Here is a 23,560-nt window from a genome sequence, read left to right as displayed (position 1 = left end):
CCGGGCGGCAAGTCAGGGGTTGGGGGCTGAGCGGCCCTCTTACACCTTAAGATCCGGCCCAATATCTGTGGCGAGGGGATTCATCCCCGATGGGCTGCGCAGCAGCCCCCTATTCCGTCACATGTTTTATTTGATGCTCCACGATGACAGGTCTTGGGGCCGCTTCGCTGCCCATCGGGGATGAATCCCCTCGCCACAGTTCAGGTACCTCGACAACCCATCGAAAGCTTTATCAAAACCCAGGACGCGAACATCGCTGATCCGAGGACTTCGCCCGGAAATTTCATTCTGCTTCGTCCTGCAAATGGTCCAATAACGCCGATTGCGACGTTTCTTCCGACGCTGAAACCTGGAAAAACCGCCTGACCTTGCAACGTAAAACCGGCTCGGGAAAGGCCTCGAACAAGGCAGGATGCTCCTCGCTCAGCCACTGCACAGCATTGCCGATGCGAATGTCATCAGCAGTTGCGGCCAAGACCGATCCCGTTACTTTCCACCAAGGAAACACTCGCCCCGAAACCTGCGCCCTGCCCCCGATCTCCACGGCCTGTCCATTGATCAAGCCGCGCGAAATCACCGGCATCAACTGCGCAGATTGCACTTCGTCGGACTGCAGGATCGGCAACACAAAACGCCCATCCCAGAAGCGAAAAAACACCGCTGCGCCGTCCGGCATCAGCACTTGAGTCAGGCTGCGAAAGTGCTCAACTACCACCTCCAGGCTCGCCGAGGACACCGCCAACCACCCCCAGTCGCGAGACTCGGTAGAGGCCACCCAATCGAGAAACGCACTGTCCGCCGCGACAACTCCTACAAAGGGCATTACCGCGTCCCACTCGGCGTAGATCGTGTCCGCCCAGATCGGGTGGGGTCCGACCAGCGGAGGCCTGGCGTCGCTGGCATTACTGAAAATCGCGAACAGTTGCTCCGCAGGTTTCAGCGGCTCACGCGCCAGCCACGCTGAAGGCGTCAGGCACTCAGGCTGCACAAACACCGTCCTTGCAGCGCTCGCACTCTTCGCAGAATGGCGCATCACCTTTAAAGCTCATGATTTGTGCGGCGGTGAGCATGGCCGCCGGTGCCGCTGCAAGTTTCGCTGGCAGTCCCGGCACACTAGGTGCCGCGCCCATCGCCGTCATCGGCGCGCCACCGACCTGAATTGGCACGCTACTGAAGATCCCGCCAGGCCCGATGTTGATCCACTGCCCGCCGGCCTGAATCGTGGCGCTCGCGCCGCCATCGATCACCACTTGCTGCCCGGCACTGACGTGGATTTGTGCGCTGGCGCTGGTGGCCTGGTTGCTCACCCGAATATGCCGATCGCCGACCACCGTCAGGTGATCGTCCTGTTTGACTTCGATCTGGCGCTGGCCGTGAGTGATGCGTTGTTCGTCGGCCTTCAACTCATGTTTGGCGGTGCCCGTGACGACGATGCTGCGCTGGTTGTCGACCTGCACCTGCTGGTCGTGCAGTACATGCTGGGTCCAGTTGCGCTGGGCACGCAGGTAGATTTCTTCGGCGCCCTTTTTGTCGTCGATGCGCAGTTCGTTGTAACCACCGCCACCGGGGCTGCTATGGCTGCGGAAGATGCTGCGGGTCTTGTCCGCCGGGAGGTCCAGCGGCACCGGGGTCGCGGCATTCGGCAGGCACCCCATCACCAACGGTTTGTCGGCGTCGGCGTCGATGAAACCGACCAGCACTTCCATGCCGACTCGCGGGATCAACACGCTGCCGTATTGGTCATGTGCCCAACCGGTTGCCACACGCAGCCAGCAACTGGAATGCTCATTCAGCTCGCCGTCGCGGTCCCAGGCCAGTTGCACCTTGACCCGACCGTACTCGTCGCAGTGGATTTCCGCGTCGTGCGGCCCGGTGACGACGGCAGGTTGATAGCCAAGCATCCGGGGCTTTCCCGGGCCGAGGGCTGGGCGGAAGAACACATCCCACGGCGTAGCAAGAAAGGTATTACGGTAACCCTGGAATGTTTCCCCATCGCTGGTGACCGATTCCTCCAGCACTTGCGGCTGTCGCCCACGGTGTTCGATGGCGGTGAGCAGCCACAGGTCATTCCAGTCCCGGCGCGGGTGTTCGGTCAGTTGCAGAAAATGTCCGCACACCAGTGCAGAGACGTCGCTGATGCCTTCGGCCTGACGGTAATCGGCGACATGTCGCTCAAGCGTGCGCTGCGCCAGATGCTTACCGGTCTCGCGATCGTTGAACTGGCCGGGAAAACGATAATCCTCCAGTACCGGGCGCTGCTCGCTGTCGCTGTGGCTTTGCAGTTGCAAGTGCGGTTTCTCAAAGTTGTAGTCGCGCCGGGTGACCACGCTGGTGCGGGTTTCGACCCGGACATTGAAACGCTGGACGGCGGGCGCACCAGCCGACATGCCGCTCCCCGGCAAATACAGCGTCGGCTCGGCCAGTCGCGGGAATACCGTTTGATCGTCGCCGAACACGAGTAGATGCCCGTCGGGACTGTGCTGAAAATGAAAATGAATGCCGACCTCGGCACACAGTCGTTGGATGAACGCCAGATCGCTCTCGGCGTACTGCACACAATATTCGCGCACCGGGTAATCACTGCCGAGACGAAACTCGAAGGCGTCGCGCAGGATCGCGTGGTCTTTGAGGATCCGCGCCACGATCTGCGGCACCGTCTGATGCTGAAAAATCCGCTGGTTGATGCGATGCCCGAGGTACGTAAGACGCGGTACCAGGCTCAGGTGATAGCGCGTCAGACGTTTCCCGGAATCACCCTGCCCGACTCGATAAATCTGACCATGGACACCGGAACCTTCTGCATCGAAGCTCAGGAACGCCTGACTATGCAGCAGGCTCTCGAGGTCCAGGTCGGGCCGTTCACTGACCAGTTCCAGGTCGAAGCGAAAGGGTTGGCTGATGGCTTCCTTGCCCGTGAACTCAAGGACTTTGAGATCAAATTGGGCGCCTTCAAGGGTCAACGTGAAACGCGGTTGATTGGCAGGCGCGAACATCCGATGTGTCTCTGCAGATTGAGGGCGGGCGATTCTGCATGAGGGGCAAGGGGTGTTGGGTGGGTGACGGGAAAATCAGATTTGCCCTACTTTTTCTGGCGAAAAAGCCTTCGGATATTGGCGCAATCGACTACAGACATATCCCCCAAAACCACCACTGGACCTGTGGGAGCTGGCTTGCCAGCGATGAGGCCGGCACATCCAACTTATGCGCTCACTGACACACCGCCATCGCTGGCAAGCCAGCTCCCACAGGGTTCTCCAAGTTCTTGAGAAATCACGGGCATAAAAAAACAGCCCGCCTCCTTGTAGGAAACGGGCCGTTTTTCTGTGAGCCGCAGCTCAGTGCATCACTTGTTCAGATGGAAATCTTTTTCCGCTGCCTGGAAGCGCTGCACCATGCCAGCAGTCGGCGCGCCGAGCTTGCTGACGATGTAGATCGCCAGGCTGGCGAAGATGAAGCCCGGGATGATTTCGTACAGGCCCATCACCTCGAAATGCTTCCACACCACCACGGTGATGGCGCCGACCAGGATGCCGGCCAGTGCGCCATTGCGGGTCATGTCTTTCCAGATCACCGAGATCAGCACCACTGGACCGAACGCGGCACCGAAACCGGCCCAGGCGTAGGACACCAGGCCCAGTACGCGGTTTTCCGGGTTGGCGGCCATGGCGATAGCGATCAGTGCCACCAGCAACACCATCGCGCGGCCGACCCAGACCAGTTCAACCTGGGAGGCGGATTTGCGCAGGAAGGTTTTGTAGAAGTCTTCAGTCAGGGCGCTCGAGCACACCAGCAGCTGGCAACTCAGGGTGCTCATGACCGCGGCGAGAATCGCCGACAACAGGACACCGGCGACCCACGGGTTGAAGAGGATTTTCGCCAGTTCAATGAACACCCGCTCGTGGTTCTCGGTCACCGGACCGGCTACTTCCGGGTGCGCCGAGAAGTAAGCGATGCCGAAGAAGCCCACGGCGACGGTGCCGCCCAGGCACAGGATCATCCAGGTCATGGAGATGCGACGGGCGTTGGCAATCGATTTCACCGAGTCAGCGGCCATGAAACGCGCGAGGATGTGCGGCTGACCGAAGTAACCCAGACCCCAGCCCATCAGCGAGATGATGCCGATGAAGGTGGTGCCCTTGAGCATGTCGAAGTTGCTTGGGTCCTGGGCTTCGATGGCGAGGAACGTGGTATCGACGCCGCCGGTGGCCAGCAACACGATGATCGGCGTCAGCAGCAGGGCAAAGATCATCAGCGTGGCTTGCACGGTGTCAGTCCAGCTCACCGCAAGGAAACCGCCGATAAAGGTGTAGGCAATTGTCGCCGCAGCACCGGCCCACAGCGCCGTCTCGTAGGACATGCCGAAGGTGCTTTCGAACAGACGGGCGCCAGCCACGATGCCGGACGCGCAGTAAATGGTGAAGAACACCAGAATCACCACCGCCGAGATAATTCGCAGCAGGCCGCTGTTGTCTTCGAAACGGCTGGCAAAGTAGTCCGGCAGGGTCAGCGCATCACCGTTGTGCTCGGTTTGCACGCGCAGACGGCCGGCGACGAACAGCCAGTTCAGGTAAGCGCCGATGATCAGACCGATGGCGATCCAGCTCTCGGACAGGCCGGACATGTAGATGGCGCCCGGCAAGCCCATCAACAACCAGCCGCTCATGTCGGAAGCACCGGCGGACAATGCCGTCACCACGCTGCCGAGGCTGCGACCGCCAAGAATGTAGTCAGAAAGGTTGTTGGTGGAGCGATAGGCCATGAGGCCGATCAGTACCATTGCTGCGATGTAGATCACGAACGTGATCAGTGTTGGATTGCTTACGCTCATTAAGTACGCCCTGGCTTTGTTTTTATGTAGCAGCAGTGATCAATCGTACGCAAACGACGACGTTTGGCAGACGAATCGGGATCCCGCGCATTTAGGACTGATGTTTCCCCAGGAAAGCCACCAGCCGATACACCGGATACTTCCGGTTGCACCTTGGGCGCGAATGCTATGCAACAAAGTAAAAAAGGTGCAACCAGTTTCTGGCGATTAAGTTGCACCTAGTCGGATATACCGATAAATACGCCGTTTTTGCTCCTTTTTAGCGCAGTCACGGCGCTCCGCTAGAAGTAAAAGCACCAAGCAAGAGCAGCACTTCAGTACCAGAAAATAATTCCTGACGAAGCGTTAATTTTTCCGACAAAAAAAGGGTTGCACCCGGTTGCACCTCTTTCGGCGCACGGCTAATCTTGCCGCCAGCTGATGCCACGCAACTGTGGCAACCATGAGGATAAAAATATGGCTACCACCACCCTTGGGGTCAAACTCGATGACCCGACCCGCGAGCGCCTGAAGGCTGCCGCGACCTCGATTGATCGCACACCGCACTGGCTGATCAAGCAGGCAATTTTCAATTACCTGGAAAAACTCGAGGGTGGTGCAACCCTGACCGAGCTGAACGGTTTGACCGCCAAGGACAGCGACGACGCCGGTGAAGTCCACACCGATCACGCGCACCAGTGCTTCCTCGAATTCGCTGAAAGCATCCTGCCGCAATCGGTACTGCGCGCTTCGATCACGGCCGCCTACCGTCGCCCTGAGCCGGAAGTGGTGCCGATGCTGATCGAGCAGGCGCGCCTGCCGGCTCCGATGGCCGAAGCCACCAACAAACTCGCCGCGACCATCGCGGAAAAACTGCGTAACCAGAAAAGTGCCGGTGGTCGTGCAGGCATTGTTCAGGGCCTGCTGCAGGAATTCTCCCTTTCGTCCCAGGAAGGCGTGGCGCTGATGTGCCTGGCCGAAGCGCTGCTGCGCATCCCGGACAAAGGCACTCGCGATGCACTGATCCGCGACAAGATCAGCACCGGCAACTGGCAGCCGCACCTGGGCAACAGCCCCTCGCTGTTCGTCAATGCGGCGACCTGGGGTCTGCTGCTGACCGGTAAACTGGTGTCGACCCACAACGAAGCCGGCCTGACCTCATCGCTGAGCCGAATCATCGGCAAGAGCGGCGAGCCGATGATCCGCAAGGGCGTCGACATGGCCATGCGCCTGATGGGCGAGCAGTTCGTCACCGGCGAAACCATCGCCGAAGCACTGGCCAACGCGAGCAAGTTCGAAGCCAAGGGCTTCCGTTATTCCTACGACATGCTCGGTGAAGCGGCGCTGACCGAACACGACGCGCAGAAGTACCTGGCGTCGTACGAACAAGCTATCCACTCGATTGGTAAAGCGTCTCACGGTCGTGGGATTTATGAAGGCCCGGGCATTTCCATCAAGCTCTCGGCCCTGCACCCGCGCTACAGCCGTGCGCAGTACGAGCGCGTGATGGACGAGCTGTACCCGCGCCTGCTGTCGCTGACCCTGCTGGCCAAGCAATACGACATAGGCCTGAACATTGACGCCGAGGAAGCCGACCGCCTGGAGCTGTCGCTGGATCTGCTCGAGCGCCTGTGCTTCGAACCGCAACTGACCGGCTGGAACGGCATCGGTTTCGTGATTCAGGCTTATCAGAAGCGTTGCCCGTACGTGATCGACTACGTGATCGACCTGGCTCGCCGCAGCCGTCATCGCCTGATGATCCGTCTGGTGAAAGGCGCGTACTGGGACAGCGAAATCAAGCGCGCCCAAGTCGAAGGCCTGGAAGGCTATCCGGTCTACACCCGCAAGGTGTACACCGACGTTTCCTACATCGCCTGCGCACGCAAACTGCTGTCGGTGCCGGAAGTCATCTACCCGCAGTTCGCCACGCACAACGCCCACACCCTGTCGGCGATTTACCACATTGCCGGTCAGAACTATTACCCCGGCCAGTACGAATTCCAGTGCCTGCACGGCATGGGCGAACCGCTCTACGAGCAGGTTGTCGGCAAAGTGTCCGAAGGCAAGCTGAACCGTCCGTGCCGCGTGTACGCACCGGTCGGCACCCATGAAACCCTGCTGGCGTACCTCGTGCGTCGCCTGCTGGAAAACGGCGCCAACACCTCGTTCGTCAACCGCATCGCCGACCAGTCGATTTCGATTCAGGAACTGGTGGCCGACCCGGTGGCGCAGATCGAGCAGATGGCGACCGTGGAAGGTGGTTTTGGCCTGCCGCACCCACGCATCCCGCTGCCGCGTGACCTGTACGGCGCCGAGCGCGCCAATTCCGCCGGCATCGACATGGCCAACGAACATCGTCTGGCCTCGCTGTCCTGCGCCCTGCTCGCCACTGCGCACAACAACTGGAAAGCCGCGCCGATGCTCGGTTGCGCTTCCAGCAACGAAGCTCCAGCGCCAGTGCTGAACCCCGCGGATCACCGTGATGTGGTCGGTCACGTGCAGGAAGCTACCGTCGAAGACGTCGACAACGCGATCCAGTGCGCGCTGAATGCTGCGCCCATCTGGCAGGCCACCCCGCCAGCCGAGCGTGCGGCGATTCTGGAACGTGCCGCTGACCTGATGGAAGGCGAGATCCAGCCACTGATGGGCCTGCTGGCCCGTGAAGCCGGCAAGACCTTCGCCAACGCCATCGCCGAAGTGCGTGAAGCGGTCGACTTCCTGCGTTATTACGCGGTGCAGGCGCGCAACGATTTCAGCAATGACGCCCACCGCCCACTGGGCCCGGTGGTGTGCATCAGCCCGTGGAACTTCCCGCTGGCCATCTTCAGTGGTCAGGTCGCTGCCGCACTGGCCGCCGGCAACCCGGTACTGGCCAAACCGGCAGAGCAGACGCCACTGGTTGCCGCGCAAGCCGTACGTTTGCTGCTGGAAGCCGGGATTCCCGAAGGCGTGCTGCAACTGCTGCCGGGTCGCGGTGAAACCGTCGGTGCCGGTCTGGTCGGTGATGAGCGCGTCAAAGGCGTGATGTTCACCGGCTCTACCGAAGTTGCGCGTCTGCTGCAGCGCAACATCGCCGGTCGCCTCGACAGCCAGGGTCGTCCGATTCCACTGATCGCCGAAACCGGCGGGCAGAACGCGATGATCGTCGACTCCTCGGCGCTGACCGAGCAAGTGGTGATCGACGTGGTGTCCTCGGCCTTCGACAGTGCCGGCCAGCGTTGCTCGGCCCTGCGCGTGCTGTGCCTGCAGGAAGATTCCGCCGACCGCGTCATCGAAATGCTCAAAGGCGCGATGGCTGAAAGCCGTCTCGGCAACCCTGAGCGCCTGTCCGTGGACATTGGCCCGGTGATTGACGCCGAAGCCAAGGCCGGTATCGACAAGCACATCCAGGCCATGCGCGACAAAGGTCGCAGCGTGTATCAGGTGGCTATCGCCGACAGTGAAGAAGTCAAACGCGGCACCTTCGTCATGCCGACCCTGATCGAGCTGGAAAGCTTCGACGAGCTGCAGCGCGAGATCTTCGGCCCGGTGCTGCACGTAGTGCGCTACAAGCGCAAGGACATCGACCAGTTGATCGGCCAGATCAATGCCTCCGGTTATGGCCTGACCCTCGGCGTACACACCCGCATCGACGAGACCATCGCCAAGGTGATCGACAACGTCAACGCCGGTAACGTCTACGTCAACCGCAACATCGTCGGTGCCGTGGTCGGCGTGCAGCCGTTTGGCGGCGAAGGCCTGTCGGGGACTGGCCCGAAAGCCGGTGGTCCGCTGTACCTCTACCGTCTGCTGTCGACGCGTCCTACGGACGCCATCGAACAGTCCTTCGCTCGCGGTGATGCACTCGTCGCCCCGGACGTGCGTCTGCGTGAAGCCATGAGCAAACCGCTGAACGCTTTCAAGGCCTGGGCCGAGAGCAACCAATACGCCGAACTGAGCACCCTGTGCGTGCAATACGCCGCGCAGTCGCAAAGCGGTATCACCCGCGTGCTGGCCGGCCCGACCGGCGAGAAAAACAGCTACGCGATCCTGCCGCGTGAACACGTGCTGTGCCTGGCGGACGTCGAAGGCGATCTGCTGACCCAACTGGCGGCGGTCTTGGCGGTCGGTGGCTCGGCGGTATGGCCGGAATCCGACATCAGCAAGGCCTTGTTCGCACGCCTGCCGAAGGACGTTCAGGCGCGGATCAAACGGGTTGCCGACTGGCACAAGGATGAAGTGGTGTTTGATGCGGTTCTGCATCACGGTCATTCCGACCAGTTGCGTGGCGTGTGCCAGCAGATTGCCAAGCGTGCCGGTGCGATCGTTGGCGTTCAGGGCCTGTCCCAGGGCGAGACCAACATCGCGCTGGAGCGCCTGGTGATCGAGCGCGCACTGAGCGTCAACACGGCGGCGGCGGGGGGTAATGCGAGCCTAATGACTATCGGTTAAAAACCGTTAAGCCGGGTACTGCACAGGTGCCCGGTTCAGCAGAAAAAACTGTGGGAGCTGGCTTGCCAGCGATAGCGATGTGTCAGCCACCATTAATGGTGATTGCTCCGCCGCCATCGCTGGCAAGCCAGCTCCCACAGTTGTTTTGGGGTGTTTGCAAAGTTGTTGCGGGGCTCCAACATCACGCCCATCAATCATCCTGTTCAGCCTTTATCAGCACGCCTAGACTCGGCCCAACCCCAATTTACAGGTAGGCCGCCATGTCCGAGACGCTGCTCAGTTCCCGCAATCTGGCTTTCGAGCTGTACGAAGTCCTCGATGCCGAGGGCCTGACCCGGCGTGAGCGCTTTGCCGAGCACAACCGTGAAACGTTCGATGCGGCCATCGGCACGGCGCGCAACATCGCCGAGAAATACTTCGCACCGCACAACCGCAAGGGCGACGAGAACGAGCCGCGCTACGAAAATGGTCAGGCGGTTCTGATCCCGGAAGTGAAACCGGCGGTGGACGCATTCCTCGAGGCGGGTTTCCTCAACGCCGCGCGCAGCTTCGAAGCCGGCGGCATGCAATTGCCGACGCTGCTGTCGCAAGCGTGCTTTGCGCACTTTCAAGCGGCGAACGCGGCGACCACTTCCTACCCGTTCCTGACCATGGGCGCGGCCAACCTGATCGAAAGCTTCGGCAGCGACGAGCAGAAACAGCGCTTCCTGCAACCGATGATCGACGGCCGTTTCTTCGGCACCATGGCCCTGACCGAACCGCACGCCGGTTCGTCGCTGTCGGATATTCGTACCCGCGCCGAGCCGGCGTCTGACGGCACCTATCGCCTGAAGGGCAACAAGATCTTCATTTCCGGCGGCGATCACCCGCTGTCGGAAAACATCGTGCACATGGTCCTGGCCAAGCTGCCGGATGCGCCGCCGGGGGTCAAAGGCATTTCGCTGTTCATCGTGCCGAAGTTTCTGGTCAATGCTGACGGCAGCCTCGGTGCGCGCAACGATGTGCTGCTGGCCGGGCTGTTCCACAAGATGGGCTGGCGCGGCACCACCTCGACGGCACTGAACTTCGGCGACAACGGTGAGTGCGTAGGCTATCTGGTAGGCAAGCCGCACCATGGCCTGAGCTACATGTTCCAGATGATGAACGAGGCGCGGATCGGCGTCGGCATGGGCGCAGTGATGCTCGGTTACGCCGGCTACCTGTATTCGCTGGAATACGCCCGCGAACGCCCGCAAGGCCGAGTGCCGGACAGCAAGGATCCAACCACCGCGCCAGTGGCGATCATTCAGCACGCCGATGTCAGACGCATGCTGTTGACGCAAAAGTCCTACGTCGAAGGGGCGTTTGATCTTGGCCTGTACGCGGCGCGACTGTTCGATGACACCACAACGCTGGAGACCGAAGCCGAGCGCAAACAGGCCCATGAGTTGCTGGATCTGCTGACGCCGATCGTCAAATCCTGGCCGTCGGAGTTCTGCCTGAAGGCTAACGAACTGGCGATCCAGATTCTCGGCGGCCACGGTTATACCCGCGAATACCCGGTTGAGCAGTATTACCGCGACAACCGCCTGAACCCGATCCACGAAGGCACCCACGGCATTCAGTCGCTGGACTTGCTCGGGCGCAAACTGGCGCAGAACGGCGGCGCCGGATTGAAGCAACTGATCCGCCTGATCGCCAACACCGCCGAGCGCGCGACCGCGTACGAATCGTTAACGGCATTGCGTGAGCCACTGGAGCAACTGGTGGCGCGCCTGCAAACAGTCACCATCGGCCTGCTGACCGATCTGGCGCAGGGCAAGGTCAACAGCAGCCTGGCGAATTCGGCGCTGTACTTGAAGGTATTCGGGCACACGGTGATTGGCTGGCGCTGGCTGGAACAGGCGATCCGCGCCGAGGAAGGTCTGGCCAAAGGCAATGCGGCAGATGCTGACTTCTATCTGGGCAAGCTGCAGGCGGCGCGCTTTTTCCTGACGTGGGAAGTTCCGGGCTGTCACCATGAGCTGACGTTGCTGGAGGCGCGGGATGATACGTGTCTGGCGATGCAGGATGCGTGGTTTTGATCCGGATTTTTTGTCGCTGCTGATGCCGTCTTCGCGGGCAAGCCCGCTCCCACAGGGTCATGTGGCGTTCACATATTAAGTGACCTGTCACAAGACCTGTGGGAGCGGGCTTGCCCGCGAAGAGGCCCGAACTGACAACACATCAGCTCAACTTGAACCCACCCATCTGCCGCGCCAGATCATCCGCCAATCGCTGCAACATCTGACAATCCTCACGACACGCCCGCACCTCGCCCGCCGTGGCCCGGGCCAGATCGGAAATCCCCTGCACGTTGCGATTGATCTCTTCAGTCACCGCCGACTGCTCTTCCGTCGCGGTCGCCACTTGATGGTTCATGTCACTGATGCGCTCGACCTGCCCGGTAATCGCGGTCAGGGAGGCGCCGGTACGCTGGCTCGACTCAACCCCCGTGCCGGTCGCCGCCTGCCCGGTACGCATCGATGACACCGCATTCTCCGCGCCTTGCTTGAGGCTGCCGATCATCTGCTGGATCTCGTCGGTAGACGCCTGAGTCCTGCGCGCCAAGGTGCGTACTTCATCGGCCACCACGGCAAACCCACGGCCCATGTCCCCGGCCCGCGCGGCTTCGATGGCAGCGTTGAGCGCCAGCAGGTTGGTTTGCTCGGACACCCCGCGGATCACCGCCAGCACCGAATCGATCGACGCCACCTGATGCGCCAGTTCACCCACCGCGCCCGCCGCCACGCCAATCTCATCGGACATGCTTTCGATATGACGAATCGAACCGCCAACCACCTCCCGTGCCTGCAGCGCTTCATCCCGGGCGGTTTGTGAGGCGAGTGCGGCGTTGCCGGCGTTCTGCGCGATTTCCTGCACGGTCAGGCCCATCTCGTGCACCGCCGTGGCAACCATGTCGGTCATTTCCTGCTGGCGCCCGGAACGTTCGGCGGTGTTTTCCACCACCTTCGCCACTTGGCCGACCGCCGTGCGCAAGCGTTCGCTGGTGGTCAGGACTTCGCCGATCAGCCCGCGCTGACTGTCGAGGAAACGGTTGAAGCCCCGAGCCAGATCGCCCAGCTCATCGGCGCGGCTGGAATCTAACCGATGGGTCAAATCTCCACCGCCGCTACCGATCGCTACCAGCGCGGCTGTTACCTGACGAATCGGTCGCACCAGCCCTTGAGCCAGCCATACCACCAGCGCCAGGCACACCAGCGCCACCGCCAGACCGATACCGCCGCTCATCCACATCGCCTTGCGGGCTTCGGCGTAGATCTGCGCTTGCGGCACTTCGGCCACCAGCGTCCAGCCCAGATCGCGCAGCGGCAGGCTGAAGGCGAGGAAGTCTTCGCCATCGCGCTGGAACGAGCTGTTGGTGGCGACTTTTTGACCCATGACCGCTTGCGCCGCCGACGCACCGATTTGCTCCGTGAGGGTGCGCTTGCCGCTGAACTGCGCCTCGGGATGGACCTGGATCAAACCGTCGGAACGCACGAGATAGACCTTGCCGCGCTCGCCAAAGCTGAAGTTGTGGATCAGCTCCGACAGCTCTTTCATGCTCAAGCCCAGCCCGGCGACACCGACCACTTTGCCGGCCTGCTCGACCTTCAAGTCGATGAACAGCGCCAATTCTCCGGTGGCGCCATCGTTGTCGATGTTCAGGGTGCGCGGCTGGTTGCTGTCGAGAAAGGAATAGAACCAGGCATCGGCTGGTTTGGTCCGGCTGAGCGTGCGATCCAGGCCTTTTTCGGTGATGTAGTGATTGGAGTCGCTGCCGATGATTAACGCAGTGAAGGCTTTATGTTCGGCGCGGATGCCTTCCAGATACTGCGCGAAAGCCGCTGTTTTGCTGCTGTCTTCACCCGAGGCCAGCCAGTCACGCACCATGCTGTTGCTGGCGATGTCTTTGGCGGCGGTCAGCGGCTGGACGAGGATGCGTTCGATATCGTTGCGCGTCGCTTCGATGCTCGACGGCAGCGCTTGTTCGACCAGATAGCTCTGGGCGAGGCGGTTGACCACCAGGGTATAAATGCCAACCACGATCAGGATGCTGACCAGCAGGGCGGTGCCCATGCTGAGAATCAACTGCCATTGAATACTGCGTCGCCACAACTGCATGGAGCACCCCCAAAGAATAAGTGGCCGAAACAATGCAACAGCCGTGCCGATTGTATACAACCTGATCGACAATCTATTCTTTGGTTGTGCCCAACCCCATCAGCCCTGATTGATGGTCTTGGCGATGGTGTCGACCGTGGCGCTGACTTGCTCTTGGTAACGGTCGAGTTCCTGCTGGTGCTGCTTCTTCATTTCGATCTGCTGCGAGCACAGGTTCATCGCTGCCAGCACCAGCAAACGGTCACCGATCAGCGTCGGGTATTTGCGTTTGGTGTCGGCCAGAGCGGCCTTGAGCATCAGTGCGGCGTCCAGCAGGGTCTGTTCTTCCCCGGCCGGTGCCTTGATCGAATAGTCCTCCCCGAGAATGGAGATGACTTTTACCCCTGCGGTGCCGTGGTTCATGCGCTGACAGGACCTGCGTTGACGCGATCAACCAAGGCCTGGATGCGTGCTGCCGTGGCGCCGTGCTTCTCTTCCTGTTCCATCAGGCTCAGTTGCAGGCTTTCGTTTTCATCCTTGGCCTGGGCCAGTTCCGTGGACAGGGTCTGGTTGGTTTGCGCGAGGGTCTGGTTCTGTTGCACCAGGTCGCTGACGAGCTGTTCCAATTGGCTGAGGGATGCTTCCAACATTTTGATCTTCCAGGCGTTTTTCAAAGGGCGCGTACGATAAAGAAAAGTCACTGCGGATGCCAGGGTTATACCGGCGCAAGGCCTTGATTTCCCTGGCGGCCGACCGTTCTCGCGAGTTTAAAAGACTGTGATCTGCCAATCTGGTTCCTGCACTTCGTCGCTCAGCCCCCTATGCGACAAATACGCACAGCGCCTCAAGACTTTAGTCGTATGACCGATAAGTCATCCATACAGCAGTCTCAGCCCGCATGGATGCGGCCCTTTCTGGTATCCGCGCCATGTCCCTTCGCAATATGAATATCGCCCCCCGGGCGTTCACCGGCTTCGCCCTGATCGGCGGCCTGATGCTGATTCTCGGCGTGTTCGCCCTGAATCAGATGAGCAAAATCCGCGGCGCTGCCGAGGACATCACCAACAGCAGCGTGCCGAGCATCAAGAACCTCGACGAGTTCACGCAGCTGACCTTGCGCCTGCGGGTGCTGTCGTATCGCTTGCTGGTCAATCGCGAGCCGGACGTGCAGCAGAAGACCATGGAACTGCTGGACACCCGCAACCAGCAGATCCGCGCCGCCCAATCGGCCTATGAGCCGTTAATCAGTGGCCCGCAGGAACGCGCAGCCTACGATCAATATGTGCAGCTGCTGGGCCAGTACCGGCAGATCGAAGACCGGATGAAGAGCCTGTCGCGCAACAATCAGGTGGACGAGTTGCGCAACCTGCTCAACACCGAGTTGCTGAACAACTCCGAAGCGATGAACACCGTGCTCAACCGCCTGATGCAGATCAACGGCGAGCAGATCAGCCAGACCAATCAAGAGGCGGTCGACCAGTATTCCTCGGCGTTCAATCTGGTGGTCACCCTGCTGGTCGTGGCCACCGGCCTGACCTTCCTGTTCGCCTGGCTGCTGACCATCAGCATCACCAAGCCGATTTCCAAAGCGCTGGACGCGGCGGAAACCATTGCCGAGGGCAACCTGACCCAGCCGATCCACGTCGACGGCAGCGACGAAGCCGGGCGCCTGCTGGCGGCCATGGCCAAGATGCAATCGAAGCTGCGCGACACCTTGCAGCGCATCTCCGGCTCGGCCACCCAGCTGGCTTCCGCTGCCGAAGAGCTGAACAGCGTCACCGACGAAAGCGCCCGTGGCCTGACCCAGCAGAACAACGAAATCGAGCAGGCCGCCACCGCGGTCAACGAGATGACCAGCGCCGTGGAAGAAGTCGCGCGCAATGCGGTGAGCACTTCGGAAGCCTCGAAGAACGCCACCACTTCGGCGGGCGACGGCCGTGATCTGGTACAGGAAACCGTCAGCGCCATCGAACGCATGAGCGCCGATGTACAGAGCACTGCGACCCTGATCGGCGATCTGGCGAATGAGTCCCGTGACATCGGCAAGGTGCTGGACGTGATTCGTGGTCTGGCGGATCAGACCAACCTGCTGGCCCTGAACGCGGCGATCGAAGCGGCGCGTGCCGGTGAAGCCGGGCGTGGTTTTGCCGTGGTGGCGGACGAAGTGCGTGCGCTGGCGCATCGCACCCAGCAGTCGACCAGCGAAATCGAACGCATGATCGGCAGCATCCAGAGCGGCACCGAACACGCCGTGGACTCGATGCGCAACAGCACCGAGCGCGCCGAATCGACGCTGAACATTGCGCGGGGTGCCGGGATGTCGCTGGACACCATCAATACCGCGATCGTCGAGATCAACGAGCGCAATCTGGTGATCGCCAGCGCTGCCGAAGAGCAGGCGCAAGTGGCCCGCGAAGTGGATCGCAACCTGGTGAACATCCGCGACCTGTCGGTGCAATCGGCCACCGGCGCGAATCAGACCAGTGCGGCGAGTAACGAGCTCTCGCGCCTGGCGCTGGACCTGAACAACATGGTCGGGCGGTTCAGCCTGTAACGTTTAAAAAGCAAAAAGATCGCAGCCTGCGGCAGCTCCTACATGGGATTGATTTACACCCTGTAGGAGCTGCCGCAGGCTGCGATCTTTTGATCTTGAAAAAAGCTTTTTGACAGCATCACATTTCAACAGGTTAAATCGCTGGCACGCAGACTGCATGGTCAGTTTGTGCCCGTCTTTACGCTTCTGGAGTACTGCCTTTGAATGCGACGACCATCAACAGCCTGTTCTTGATCGGCGCGTTGCTGGTAGGTGCGAGCATTCTTGTCAGCTCACTGTCCTCCCGTCTCGGCATTCCCATTCTGGTGATCATCCTCGCGGTCGGCATGACCGCCGGGGTCGATGGCGGCGGGATCATTTTCGATAACTACCCGACGGCCTATCTGGTCGGCAACCTCGCACTGGCGGTAATCCTCCTCGACGGCGGCTTGCGCACCCGGGTTTCGAGTTTCCGCGTGGCCTTGTGGCCGGCGCTGTCACTGGCGACGGTCGGGGTGTTGATTACCACCGGGCTGACCGGCATGGCCGCCGCGTGGCTGTTCGACCTGAACCTGATTCAGGGCCTGCTGATCGGCGCCATCGTCGGCTCCACGGACGCCGCTGCGGTGTTCTCGCTGCTCGGCGGCAAAGGCCTCAACGAACGGGTGACCGCCAGCCTGGAAATCGAATCCGGCAGCAACGACCCGATGGCGGTGTTCCTCACCGTGACCCTGATCGACATGCTCGCCAGCGGCCAGACCGGCCTGCACTGGAGCCTGCTGACGCACCTGATCCGCGAGTTCGGCATCGGCGGCGTGATCGGTCTGGGCGGCGGCTGGCTGATGCTGCAACTGGTCAACCGGATCAACCTCGCCACCGGCCTGTACCCGATTCTGGTGATCGCCGGCGGTCTGGTGGTGTTCGCCCTGACCAACGCCCTGCACGGCAGCGGCTTCCTCGCGGTGTACCTGTGCGGTCTGGTGATCGGCAACCGCCCGGTGCGCAGCCGTCACGGCATCCTGCATATGCTCGACGGCATGGCCTGGCTGGCGCAGATCGGCATGTTCCTCGTGCTGGGGCTGCTGGTCACTCCGCATGACTTGCTGCCGATCGCCCTGCCCGCCCTCGGTCTGGCGCTGTGGATGATTCTGTTCGCCCGGCCGCTGTCGGTGATCGTCGGCCTGCTGCCGTTCAAGGCGTTCCATGGTCGCGAGAAAGCGTTTATTTCCTGGGTCGGTCTGCGCGGCGCGGTGCCGATCATTCTCGCAGTGTTCCCGTTGATGGCCGGGCTGCCGAATGCGCAGCTGTACTTCAACCTCGCGTTTTTCATCGTGCTGGTGTCGCTGCTGGTGCAGGGCACAAGCCTGCCGTGGGTCGCCAGACTGCTCAAGGTGACAGTGCCGCCGGAGCCGGCGCCGATCTCGCGTTCGGCGCTGGAAGTGCACATCACCAGCGAGTGGGAACTGTTCGTTTACAAGCTCGGCGCCGAGAAATGGTGCATTGGTTCACCGCTGCGCGAACTGAAAATGCCCGAAGGCACACGTATCGCCGCGCTGTTTCGTGGCCAGCAACTGCTCCATCCGTCGGGTAGTACCGTGCTGGAAGTCGATGATTTGCTGTGTGTTATCGGCCATGAACACAACCTTCCAGCCCTCGGCAAACTGTTCAGCCAGGCACCGCAACGCGGTCTGGATCTGCGTTTCTTCGGTGACTTCGTCCTCGAAGGAGACGCCCAGCTTAAAGCGGTTGCAGCGCTGTACGGGTTGCCGGCCGAGGGCATTGATCCGGACATGACCCTGGGCGCGTTCATTGCCCAGAAGGTGGGCGGGGCGCCGATCGTTGGCGACCAGGTGGAGTGGAACAACACCCACTGGACGGTCGCGGTCATGGACGGGAACAAGATCGGCAAAGTGGGCGTCAGATTCCCCGAAGGAAGTCGCCCGGGTCCCGGTCTCTTCCTCTAAACTGCGTCCACTCTCACTTGCTTGACCGGTCTCTATGCCTACCCTGCGCTCTTTCTTTTTCGCGGCCCTGCTGGGCCTGAGTCTTTCCGTCGGCCCGCTGTATGCCGCTGAACCGCCGTCCAGCGAAGCCGTGCAGGCCAGCCTGGACAAACTGGCCGACAGCAAACTGCCGGATGCCGACAAAAAGACCCTGCAAACGGTCCTGCAAACCACGCTCAACCAGCTCAACAGCCGGCGTGATTACGAGCAGAAGCTGATCGACCTCAAGCAGCAACTGGCCTCCGCCCCGCGGCAGACCATCGAGAACACCCGCGAACTCACGCGCCTCAAGGCCACGGCAGTGGTGCCGGTGGCGCAGCGTTTCAGCAAAGAGTCGATCCAGCAGCTGGAGCAGATCCTCACCGATCGCTCGACCCAGCAAAGTGACCTGCAAAAAGCCCTGGCCGATGCCAACAGCCTGATCATCACCGCCCAGACTCGCCCAGAGCGTGCGCAGGCAGAAATCTCTGCCAGCCAGACGCGCATCCAGCAGATCAACAACATCCTCAAATCCGGCAAGGACAGCGGCAAGACCGTCAGTGCCGAGCAACGCGATCAATTGAACGCCGAGCTCGCCGCGTTGAACGCGCTGATCCCGCTGCGCCGCCAGGAACTGGCCGGCAACAGCCAGTTGCAGGATCTGGGCAACAGTCAGCACGACCTGCTCACGGAGAAGTCCGACCGACTCGATCGCGAGATCCAGGAACTGCAGACGCTGATCAACCAGAAGCGTCTGGCACAGTCGCAGGAAACCGTCACCCAGCAATCGATCGAGGCTCAGAAGGCCGGCGGCAGCAGCCTGCTCGCCACTGAAAGCGCCGCCAACCTCAAGCTTTCCGATTACCTGCTCAAAAGCACCGACCGCCTCAACGAAGTCACCCAACAGAACCTGCAGACCAAACAGCAACTCGACAGCCTGACCCAGAGCGACTCGGCCCTCGACGAGCAGATCAACGTGCTCAAGGGCAGCCTGCTGCTGTCGAAGATTCTCTATAAGCAGAAGCAGGCGTTGCCGCGGCTCAAGGTCGACCGCGATCTGGCGGACCAGATCGCCGACATTCGCCTGTATCAGTTCGAAGTCAGTCAGCAGCGCGAACTGCTGAGCAACCCGGCGACCTACGTCGACAACCTGCTTTCCACCCAGCCGCCGGAGCAAGTCACCCCGCAACTGCGCAAGAGCCTGATGGAACTGGCCAACACCCGCGCCGACCTGCTGGAACGTCTGAACCGCGAGTTGAGCGCGGTGCTCAACGAATCGATCACCCTGCAACTCAACCAGAAACAACTGCTGAGCACCGCGCAGAGCCTGCGTGCGACCCTCGACGAGCAAATGTTCTGGATCCCCAGCAACAAGCCACTGGACGCGGAATGGCTTCGCGGCGTGCCGGAGCGGCTCAAGCGGCAGATCGATACCCTGCCGCTGGCCTCGAGCCTGAGCGAGCTGACCGACGGTCTGACCCAGCGTCCGCTGCTGTTTCTGCCGCTGGCCCTGCTGATCGGCGCTCTGCTGTGGCGGCGCAAGGCGCTGTATGCACGGCTGAACAAGGTTCACCAGGACATCGGCCACTTCAAGCGTGACAGCCAGTGGCATACCCCGCAGGCGATCCTGATCAACATACTGCTGGCGATGCCGGTGGCCCTTGGCCTGGCGCTGTGCGGGCTGGCCCTGCAGATCGACGCCCGCGGGCAGAACGCCAACATGGGCGCGGCGCTGCTGCAAATGGGTCAGGCGTGGCTGGTGTTCTACACCGCTTACCGGATTCTCTCGCCAGGCGGTGTGGCCGAGCTGCATTTCCGCTGGGACAAGCCGCAGGTCGAGTTCCTGCAGGGCTGGATCCGTCGCCTCGGGCTGGTGGTGATGGCGCTGGTGACCGTAGTGGCGGTGGCCGAGCTGCAACCGGCGGCGCTGGCCGACGACGTCATCGGCATGCCGGTGGTGCTGACCTGCTACGCGCTGATGGCGTGGCTGCTCAGCCGCCTGCTGATCAGCAGCCCGGCCCACGAAAACACCTCCTTGTTCCGCAAGGCCGTGGGCGTGATGTTCACTCTGTTGCCAATCGCGCTGTTCGTCGCGGTGTGCTTCGGCTACTACTACACTGCGCTGAAACTCAGCGACCGGTTGATCAACACCCTGTACCTGCTGATGTTCTGGCTGGTGATCGAAGCCACGTTCGTGCGCGGTCTGGCGGTCGCTGCACGCCGCCTGGCCTATCAGCGCGCCCTGGCCAAACGTCAGGCGGCCAAAGAGGCCGGCGACGGCGAAGCGGTGATCGAAGAGCCGACCCTGGACATCGAGAAGGTCAACGAACAGTCGCTGCGCCTGATCCGTCTGGCGCTGCTCGGTGGCTTCATCGCCGCGTTGTACTGGGTCTGGGCCGATCTGATCTCGGTGTTCTCGTACCTCGACAACATCACCCTCTACGAATACACCAGCGGCACCGGCGCCAACATGAGCATGGTGCCGATCAGCATCGGCGACATGCTCGGCGCGCTGATCATCATCGGCATCACCTTCGCCCTGGCGCGCAACTTGCCGGGTCTGCTCGAAGTGTTCGTGCTGTCGAAACTCAATCTGGCGCAGGGCAGCGCTTATGCGACCACGACGCTGCTGTCCTACGTGATCGCCGGCGTCGGTTTCGTTTCCACGCTGTCGACCCTCGGCGTCAGCTGGGACAAGTTGCAGTGGCTGGTGGCCGCGCTGTCGGTCGGTCTCGGTTTCGGTATGCAGGAGATCTTCGCCAACTTCATCTCCGGCATCATGATCCTGTTCGAACGCCCGGTGCGGATCGGTGACACCATCACCATCGGCAACCTGTCGGGCACGGTCAGCAAGATCCGCATCCGCGCCACCACCATCACCGATTTCGACCGCAAGGACATCATTGTCCCGAACAAGACGTTCATTACCGGGCAATTGATCAACTGGTCGCTGACCGATACCATTACCCGCGTCACGCTGAAACTCGGTGTGGATTACGGCTCCGACCTGGATCTGGTCAAGGAACTGCTGCTCAAGGCTGCCCGGGAAAACCCGCGCGTGCTCAAGGAACCCGAGCCGCACGTGTACTTCCTCAATTTCGGCGAAAGCACCCTCGATCACGAACTGCGTATGCACGTACGTGACCTCGGTGACCGCAACCCGGTGATCGATGAAGTGAACCGCTTCATCAACCGCGAATTCAAGAAGCAGCACATCAACATCTCGTTCCGCCAGATGGAGGTGTACCTGAAAAACCTTCATGGCCAGGAATACAAGCTGGTACCCATCGAAGACGAGAACAAAACCATCGTCCCGATCGGCGCGGAGCAAAAGCCGCTGCAAGAGCCGCCGCCGGCCAAACTCGACTAACCGGACTGATCCCAGCAGAATGCTCGGACATTCTGCTGGAGCCGGCCCTTGAAAGCCCTCGACGAACTGACCTTCGACAATCGCTTCGCCCGCCTGGGCGACGCGTTCTCCGCCCATGTGCTGCCCGAGCCGATCGACAACCCGCGTCTGGTCGTCGCCAGCCCGGCGGCGCTGGCCCTGCTCGATCTCGAGCCGACGACGGCGGACACTCAGGAATTCGCCGAACTGTTCGGCGGCCACACGTTGTGGGCCGATGCCGAGCCACGGGCGATGGTCTATTCCGGGCACCAGTTTGGCGGCTACACACCGCAACTGGGTGACGGTCGCGGGCTGTTGCTCGGCGAGGTGTATAACCAGGCCGGCGAACATTGGGATCTGCACCTGAAGGGCGCCGGGCAGACGCCGTTTTCGCGCATGGGCGATGGCCGCGCGGTATTGCGTTCATCGATCCGTGAATTTCTCGCTTCCGAAGCGCTGCACGCGCTGAACATCCCGTCTTCACGCGCGGCCTGCGTGATCGGCTCCGACACTCCGGTATGGCGTGAAAAGCAGGAACGCGCGGCGATGGTGCTGCGTCTGGCGCCGAGCCACATTCGCTTCGGCCACTTCGAATATTTCTATTACACCAAGCGTCCCGAGCAGCAGAAGCAGCTCGGCGAGCATGTATTGGCGATGCACTATCCCGAATGCCTGGAGCAGCCGGAGCCGTATCTGGCGATGTTCCGCGAAATTGTCGAGCGCAATGCCGAACTGATTGCCAAATGGCAGGCGTACGGCTTCTGCCACGGGGTGATGAACACCGACAACATGTCGATCCTCGGCATCACCTTCGACTTCGGCCCGTTCGCCTTTCTTGACGATTTCGATGCCCACTTCATCTGCAACCATTCCGATGATCAGGGTCGCTATTCGTTCAGCAATCAAGTGCCGATCGGCCAGTGGAACCTCAGCGCCCTGGCCCAGGCGCTGACGCCGTTCATCAGCGTCGAAGCCCTGCGCGAAACCCTCGGCCTGTACCTGCCGCTGTTCCAGGCGCACTACCTCGACCTGATGCGCCGCCGCCTCGGCTTCACCAGCGCCGAAGATGACGACCAGAAATTGCTCGAAGACCTGCTGCAGCTGATGCAGAACAGCGGCGTCGACTACAGCTTGTTCTTCCGCCGCCTCGGCGAAGATTCAGCAGAACAGGCTGTCGCCCAATTGCGCGATGACTTCGTCGATATCAAAGGCTTCGACGCCTGGGGCGAACGCTACGTGGCACGGGTTGCCCGCGATGGCGACAGCGATCAGGAACAGCGCCGCACACGGATGCACGCGGTCAATCCGCTGTACATCCTGCGCAACTATCTGGCGCAAAAGGCCATCGATGCTGCCGAACAAGGCGACTACTCCGAGGTGCGCCGGCTGCATGCGGTGCTGAGCAAACCGTTCGACGAACAGCCGGGAATGGAAGGCTATGCCGAGCGGCCGCCGGAGTGGGGCAAGCATCTGGAGATCAGTTGTTCGTCTTGAGGCAGACTAGATGAATACGTCTACAGGCACCTTGAAGTAGTCGGCCAGCCAGCGAACTTGCCGCAAGTTCAACTTGCGCTTGCCGTTCAGAATTTCCGAAACAACAGATTGAGTACCCACACCCGGCAGGTCGCTCTGAGTCAGTCCATGTTCGCGCATCAGGTAGCCAAGGACCTCTTCGCCGCTCGCCTCGGCCATCGGATGGTGTGTGCGATCCCACTCCCCAATCCAGTCACTGATGATGTCCACCAGACTCGCGAGCGGATGCGAGCCATCATCACCAGTTATCTCAAGGATCTCGTCAACGGCCTGAACCAAGACGTCGTAATCCTCTTCATTTTTCGGTTTTCGCAGCAACGGAGAGACAAACTCCCAGTGCTCGGCAACTGTCTTGATCAAACTACTCATACCTTTCCCTCCTTCCATTTGCCCCGATCGTATTCGCGGTGGTCGAGCACATGCTTGATGTAGAGCCTTTGTGACCGATAACTGACAAAAGCGATTAGCCTCAATTTGTTGCCACCAATGTCGAAAACGTGGAGATCACCCACCTTGTCGGTGGCAGGAAATATCGACTTCATTGCCGCGAAGTCCTTTGGATAACTCCTGCTTGCCAGACGAAACCATTGCGCTAGCGCGCTTGCTGCCTGTGGCCACTGCTCCTTGGCCTCACGAATGGGTTTTTCACTGAACACATGCATGCAACATCCTTATCGCATTCTGCTATGGGGAGTTAATCACAAAACAAAATTATCGCAACTTGCGATACACCCAGGCAGACCAACGGTCTGCCTGGGTACGAC

The 23,560-nt window shown here is 61.0% G+C and carries 14 protein-coding genes; 6 read left to right on the top strand and 8 right to left on the bottom strand.

Translation table 11 applies throughout. The annotated features are described in order from the left end of the window. Window positions 1-283: 283 nt before the first annotated feature. From GTQ41_RS02390 to putP, 3 genes are all read right to left on the bottom strand, one after another. Window positions 284-988, bottom strand: coding sequence for a DUF4123 domain-containing protein (locus GTQ41_RS02390; RefSeq protein ID WP_047290929.1), 705 nt, complete (start codon window positions 986-988; stop codon window positions 284-286). After that, window positions 978-2,993 carry a type VI secretion system tip protein VgrG gene (locus tag GTQ41_RS02385; RefSeq protein ID WP_047290928.1) on the bottom strand — a complete coding sequence of 672 codons (2,016 nt, stop codon included), beginning with the start codon at window positions 2,991-2,993 and terminating at the stop codon, window positions 978-980. Before GTQ41_RS02385 ends, GTQ41_RS02390 begins: the two co-directional genes overlap by 11 nt. 350 nt (window positions 2,994-3,343) lie before the next feature. Continuing rightward, window positions 3,344-4,828 carry a sodium/proline symporter PutP gene (gene putP, locus GTQ41_RS02380; RefSeq protein WP_047290927.1) on the bottom strand — a complete coding sequence of 495 codons (1,485 nt, stop codon included), beginning with the start codon at window positions 4,826-4,828 and terminating at the stop codon, window positions 3,344-3,346. A gap of 456 nt (window positions 4,829-5,284) precedes the next feature. On the opposite strand from putP, the gene putA reads away from it, so the two are divergent. Together putA and GTQ41_RS02370 are read left to right on the top strand one after the other, a co-directional pair. Further along, the gene (putA, locus tag GTQ41_RS02375; protein ID WP_047290926.1) at window positions 5,285-9,238 is read left to right on the top strand and encodes a trifunctional transcriptional regulator/proline dehydrogenase/L-glutamate gamma-semialdehyde dehydrogenase; all 3,954 of its coding nucleotides are present in this window, start codon (window positions 5,285-5,287) and stop codon (window positions 9,236-9,238) included. 260 nt (window positions 9,239-9,498) lie between these two features. Next, the gene (locus GTQ41_RS02370; protein ID WP_047290925.1) at window positions 9,499-11,301 is read left to right on the top strand and encodes an acyl-CoA dehydrogenase; all 1,803 of its coding nucleotides are present in this window, start codon (window positions 9,499-9,501) and stop codon (window positions 11,299-11,301) included. Window positions 11,302-11,443: 142 nt separating this feature from the next. Here the strand turns inward: GTQ41_RS02370 and GTQ41_RS02365 are convergent, their stop codons facing one another. The 3 genes from GTQ41_RS02365 to GTQ41_RS02355 all read right to left on the bottom strand — a co-directional run bounded on the left by GTQ41_RS02365 (window position 11,444) and on the right by GTQ41_RS02355 (window position 14,010). Continuing rightward, window positions 11,444-13,381: a methyl-accepting chemotaxis protein gene (locus tag GTQ41_RS02365; RefSeq protein ID WP_047290924.1), complete on the bottom strand. Its 1,938-nt coding sequence runs from the start codon at window positions 13,379-13,381 to the stop codon at window positions 11,444-11,446. Window positions 13,382-13,480: 99 nt separating this feature from the next. Then, window positions 13,481-13,783, bottom strand: coding sequence for a cell division protein ZapA (locus tag GTQ41_RS02360; protein WP_007967308.1), 303 nt, complete (start codon window positions 13,781-13,783; stop codon window positions 13,481-13,483). Continuing rightward, window positions 13,780-14,010 carry a hypothetical protein gene (locus tag GTQ41_RS02355; RefSeq protein WP_007967306.1) on the bottom strand — a complete coding sequence of 77 codons (231 nt, stop codon included), beginning with the start codon at window positions 14,008-14,010 and terminating at the stop codon, window positions 13,780-13,782. The genes GTQ41_RS02360 and GTQ41_RS02355 overlap by 4 nt, the downstream gene beginning before the upstream one ends. A 278-nt stretch (window positions 14,011-14,288) precedes the next feature. Here GTQ41_RS02355 and GTQ41_RS02350 point away from each other — a divergent pair, with 278 nt between their 5' ends. From GTQ41_RS02350 to selO, 4 genes are all read left to right on the top strand, one after another. Continuing rightward, the gene (locus tag GTQ41_RS02350) at window positions 14,289-15,914 is read left to right on the top strand and encodes a methyl-accepting chemotaxis protein (RefSeq protein ID WP_047290923.1); all 1,626 of its coding nucleotides are present in this window, start codon (window positions 14,289-14,291) and stop codon (window positions 15,912-15,914) included. A 200-nt stretch (window positions 15,915-16,114) separates the two neighbouring features. Continuing rightward, entirely contained in the window at window positions 16,115-17,857 is a 1,743-nt protein-coding gene (locus GTQ41_RS02345; RefSeq protein WP_041074130.1) for a potassium/proton antiporter, read from the top strand. Between the two features lie 34 nt (window positions 17,858-17,891). Further along, window positions 17,892-21,245 carry a mechanosensitive channel MscK gene (gene mscK / locus GTQ41_RS02340; protein ID WP_047290922.1) on the top strand — a complete coding sequence of 1,118 codons (3,354 nt, stop codon included), beginning with the start codon at window positions 17,892-17,894 and terminating at the stop codon, window positions 21,243-21,245. A gap of 48 nt (window positions 21,246-21,293) precedes the next feature. Then, on the top strand, window positions 21,294-22,757 hold the full coding sequence (selO, locus tag GTQ41_RS02335) for a protein adenylyltransferase SelO (RefSeq protein WP_047290921.1): 1,464 nt from the start codon (window positions 21,294-21,296) through the stop codon (window positions 22,755-22,757). A gap of 6 nt (window positions 22,758-22,763) precedes the next feature. Here the strand turns inward: selO and GTQ41_RS02330 are convergent, their stop codons facing one another. Continuing rightward, window positions 22,764-23,165, bottom strand: a complete 402-nt coding sequence (locus tag GTQ41_RS02330; RefSeq protein WP_047290920.1) for a type II toxin-antitoxin system HigA family antitoxin — start codon at window positions 23,163-23,165, stop codon at window positions 22,764-22,766. Beyond that, a complete protein-coding gene (locus tag GTQ41_RS02325; RefSeq protein WP_047290919.1) occupies window positions 23,162-23,458 on the bottom strand; it encodes a type II toxin-antitoxin system HigB family toxin in 297 nt (98 codons plus the stop codon). Before GTQ41_RS02325 ends, GTQ41_RS02330 begins: the two co-directional genes overlap by 4 nt. Window positions 23,459-23,560 lie beyond the last annotated feature (102 nt).

The sequence above is a fragment of the Pseudomonas sp. AN-B15 genome, from assembly GCF_019056475.1.
GTDB lineage: Bacteria > Pseudomonadota > Gammaproteobacteria > Pseudomonadales > Pseudomonadaceae > Aquipseudomonas > Aquipseudomonas parakoreensis.
Note: the sequence above shows the minus strand (reverse complement) of the source record. Positions and strands in the feature narration are given on the sequence as shown.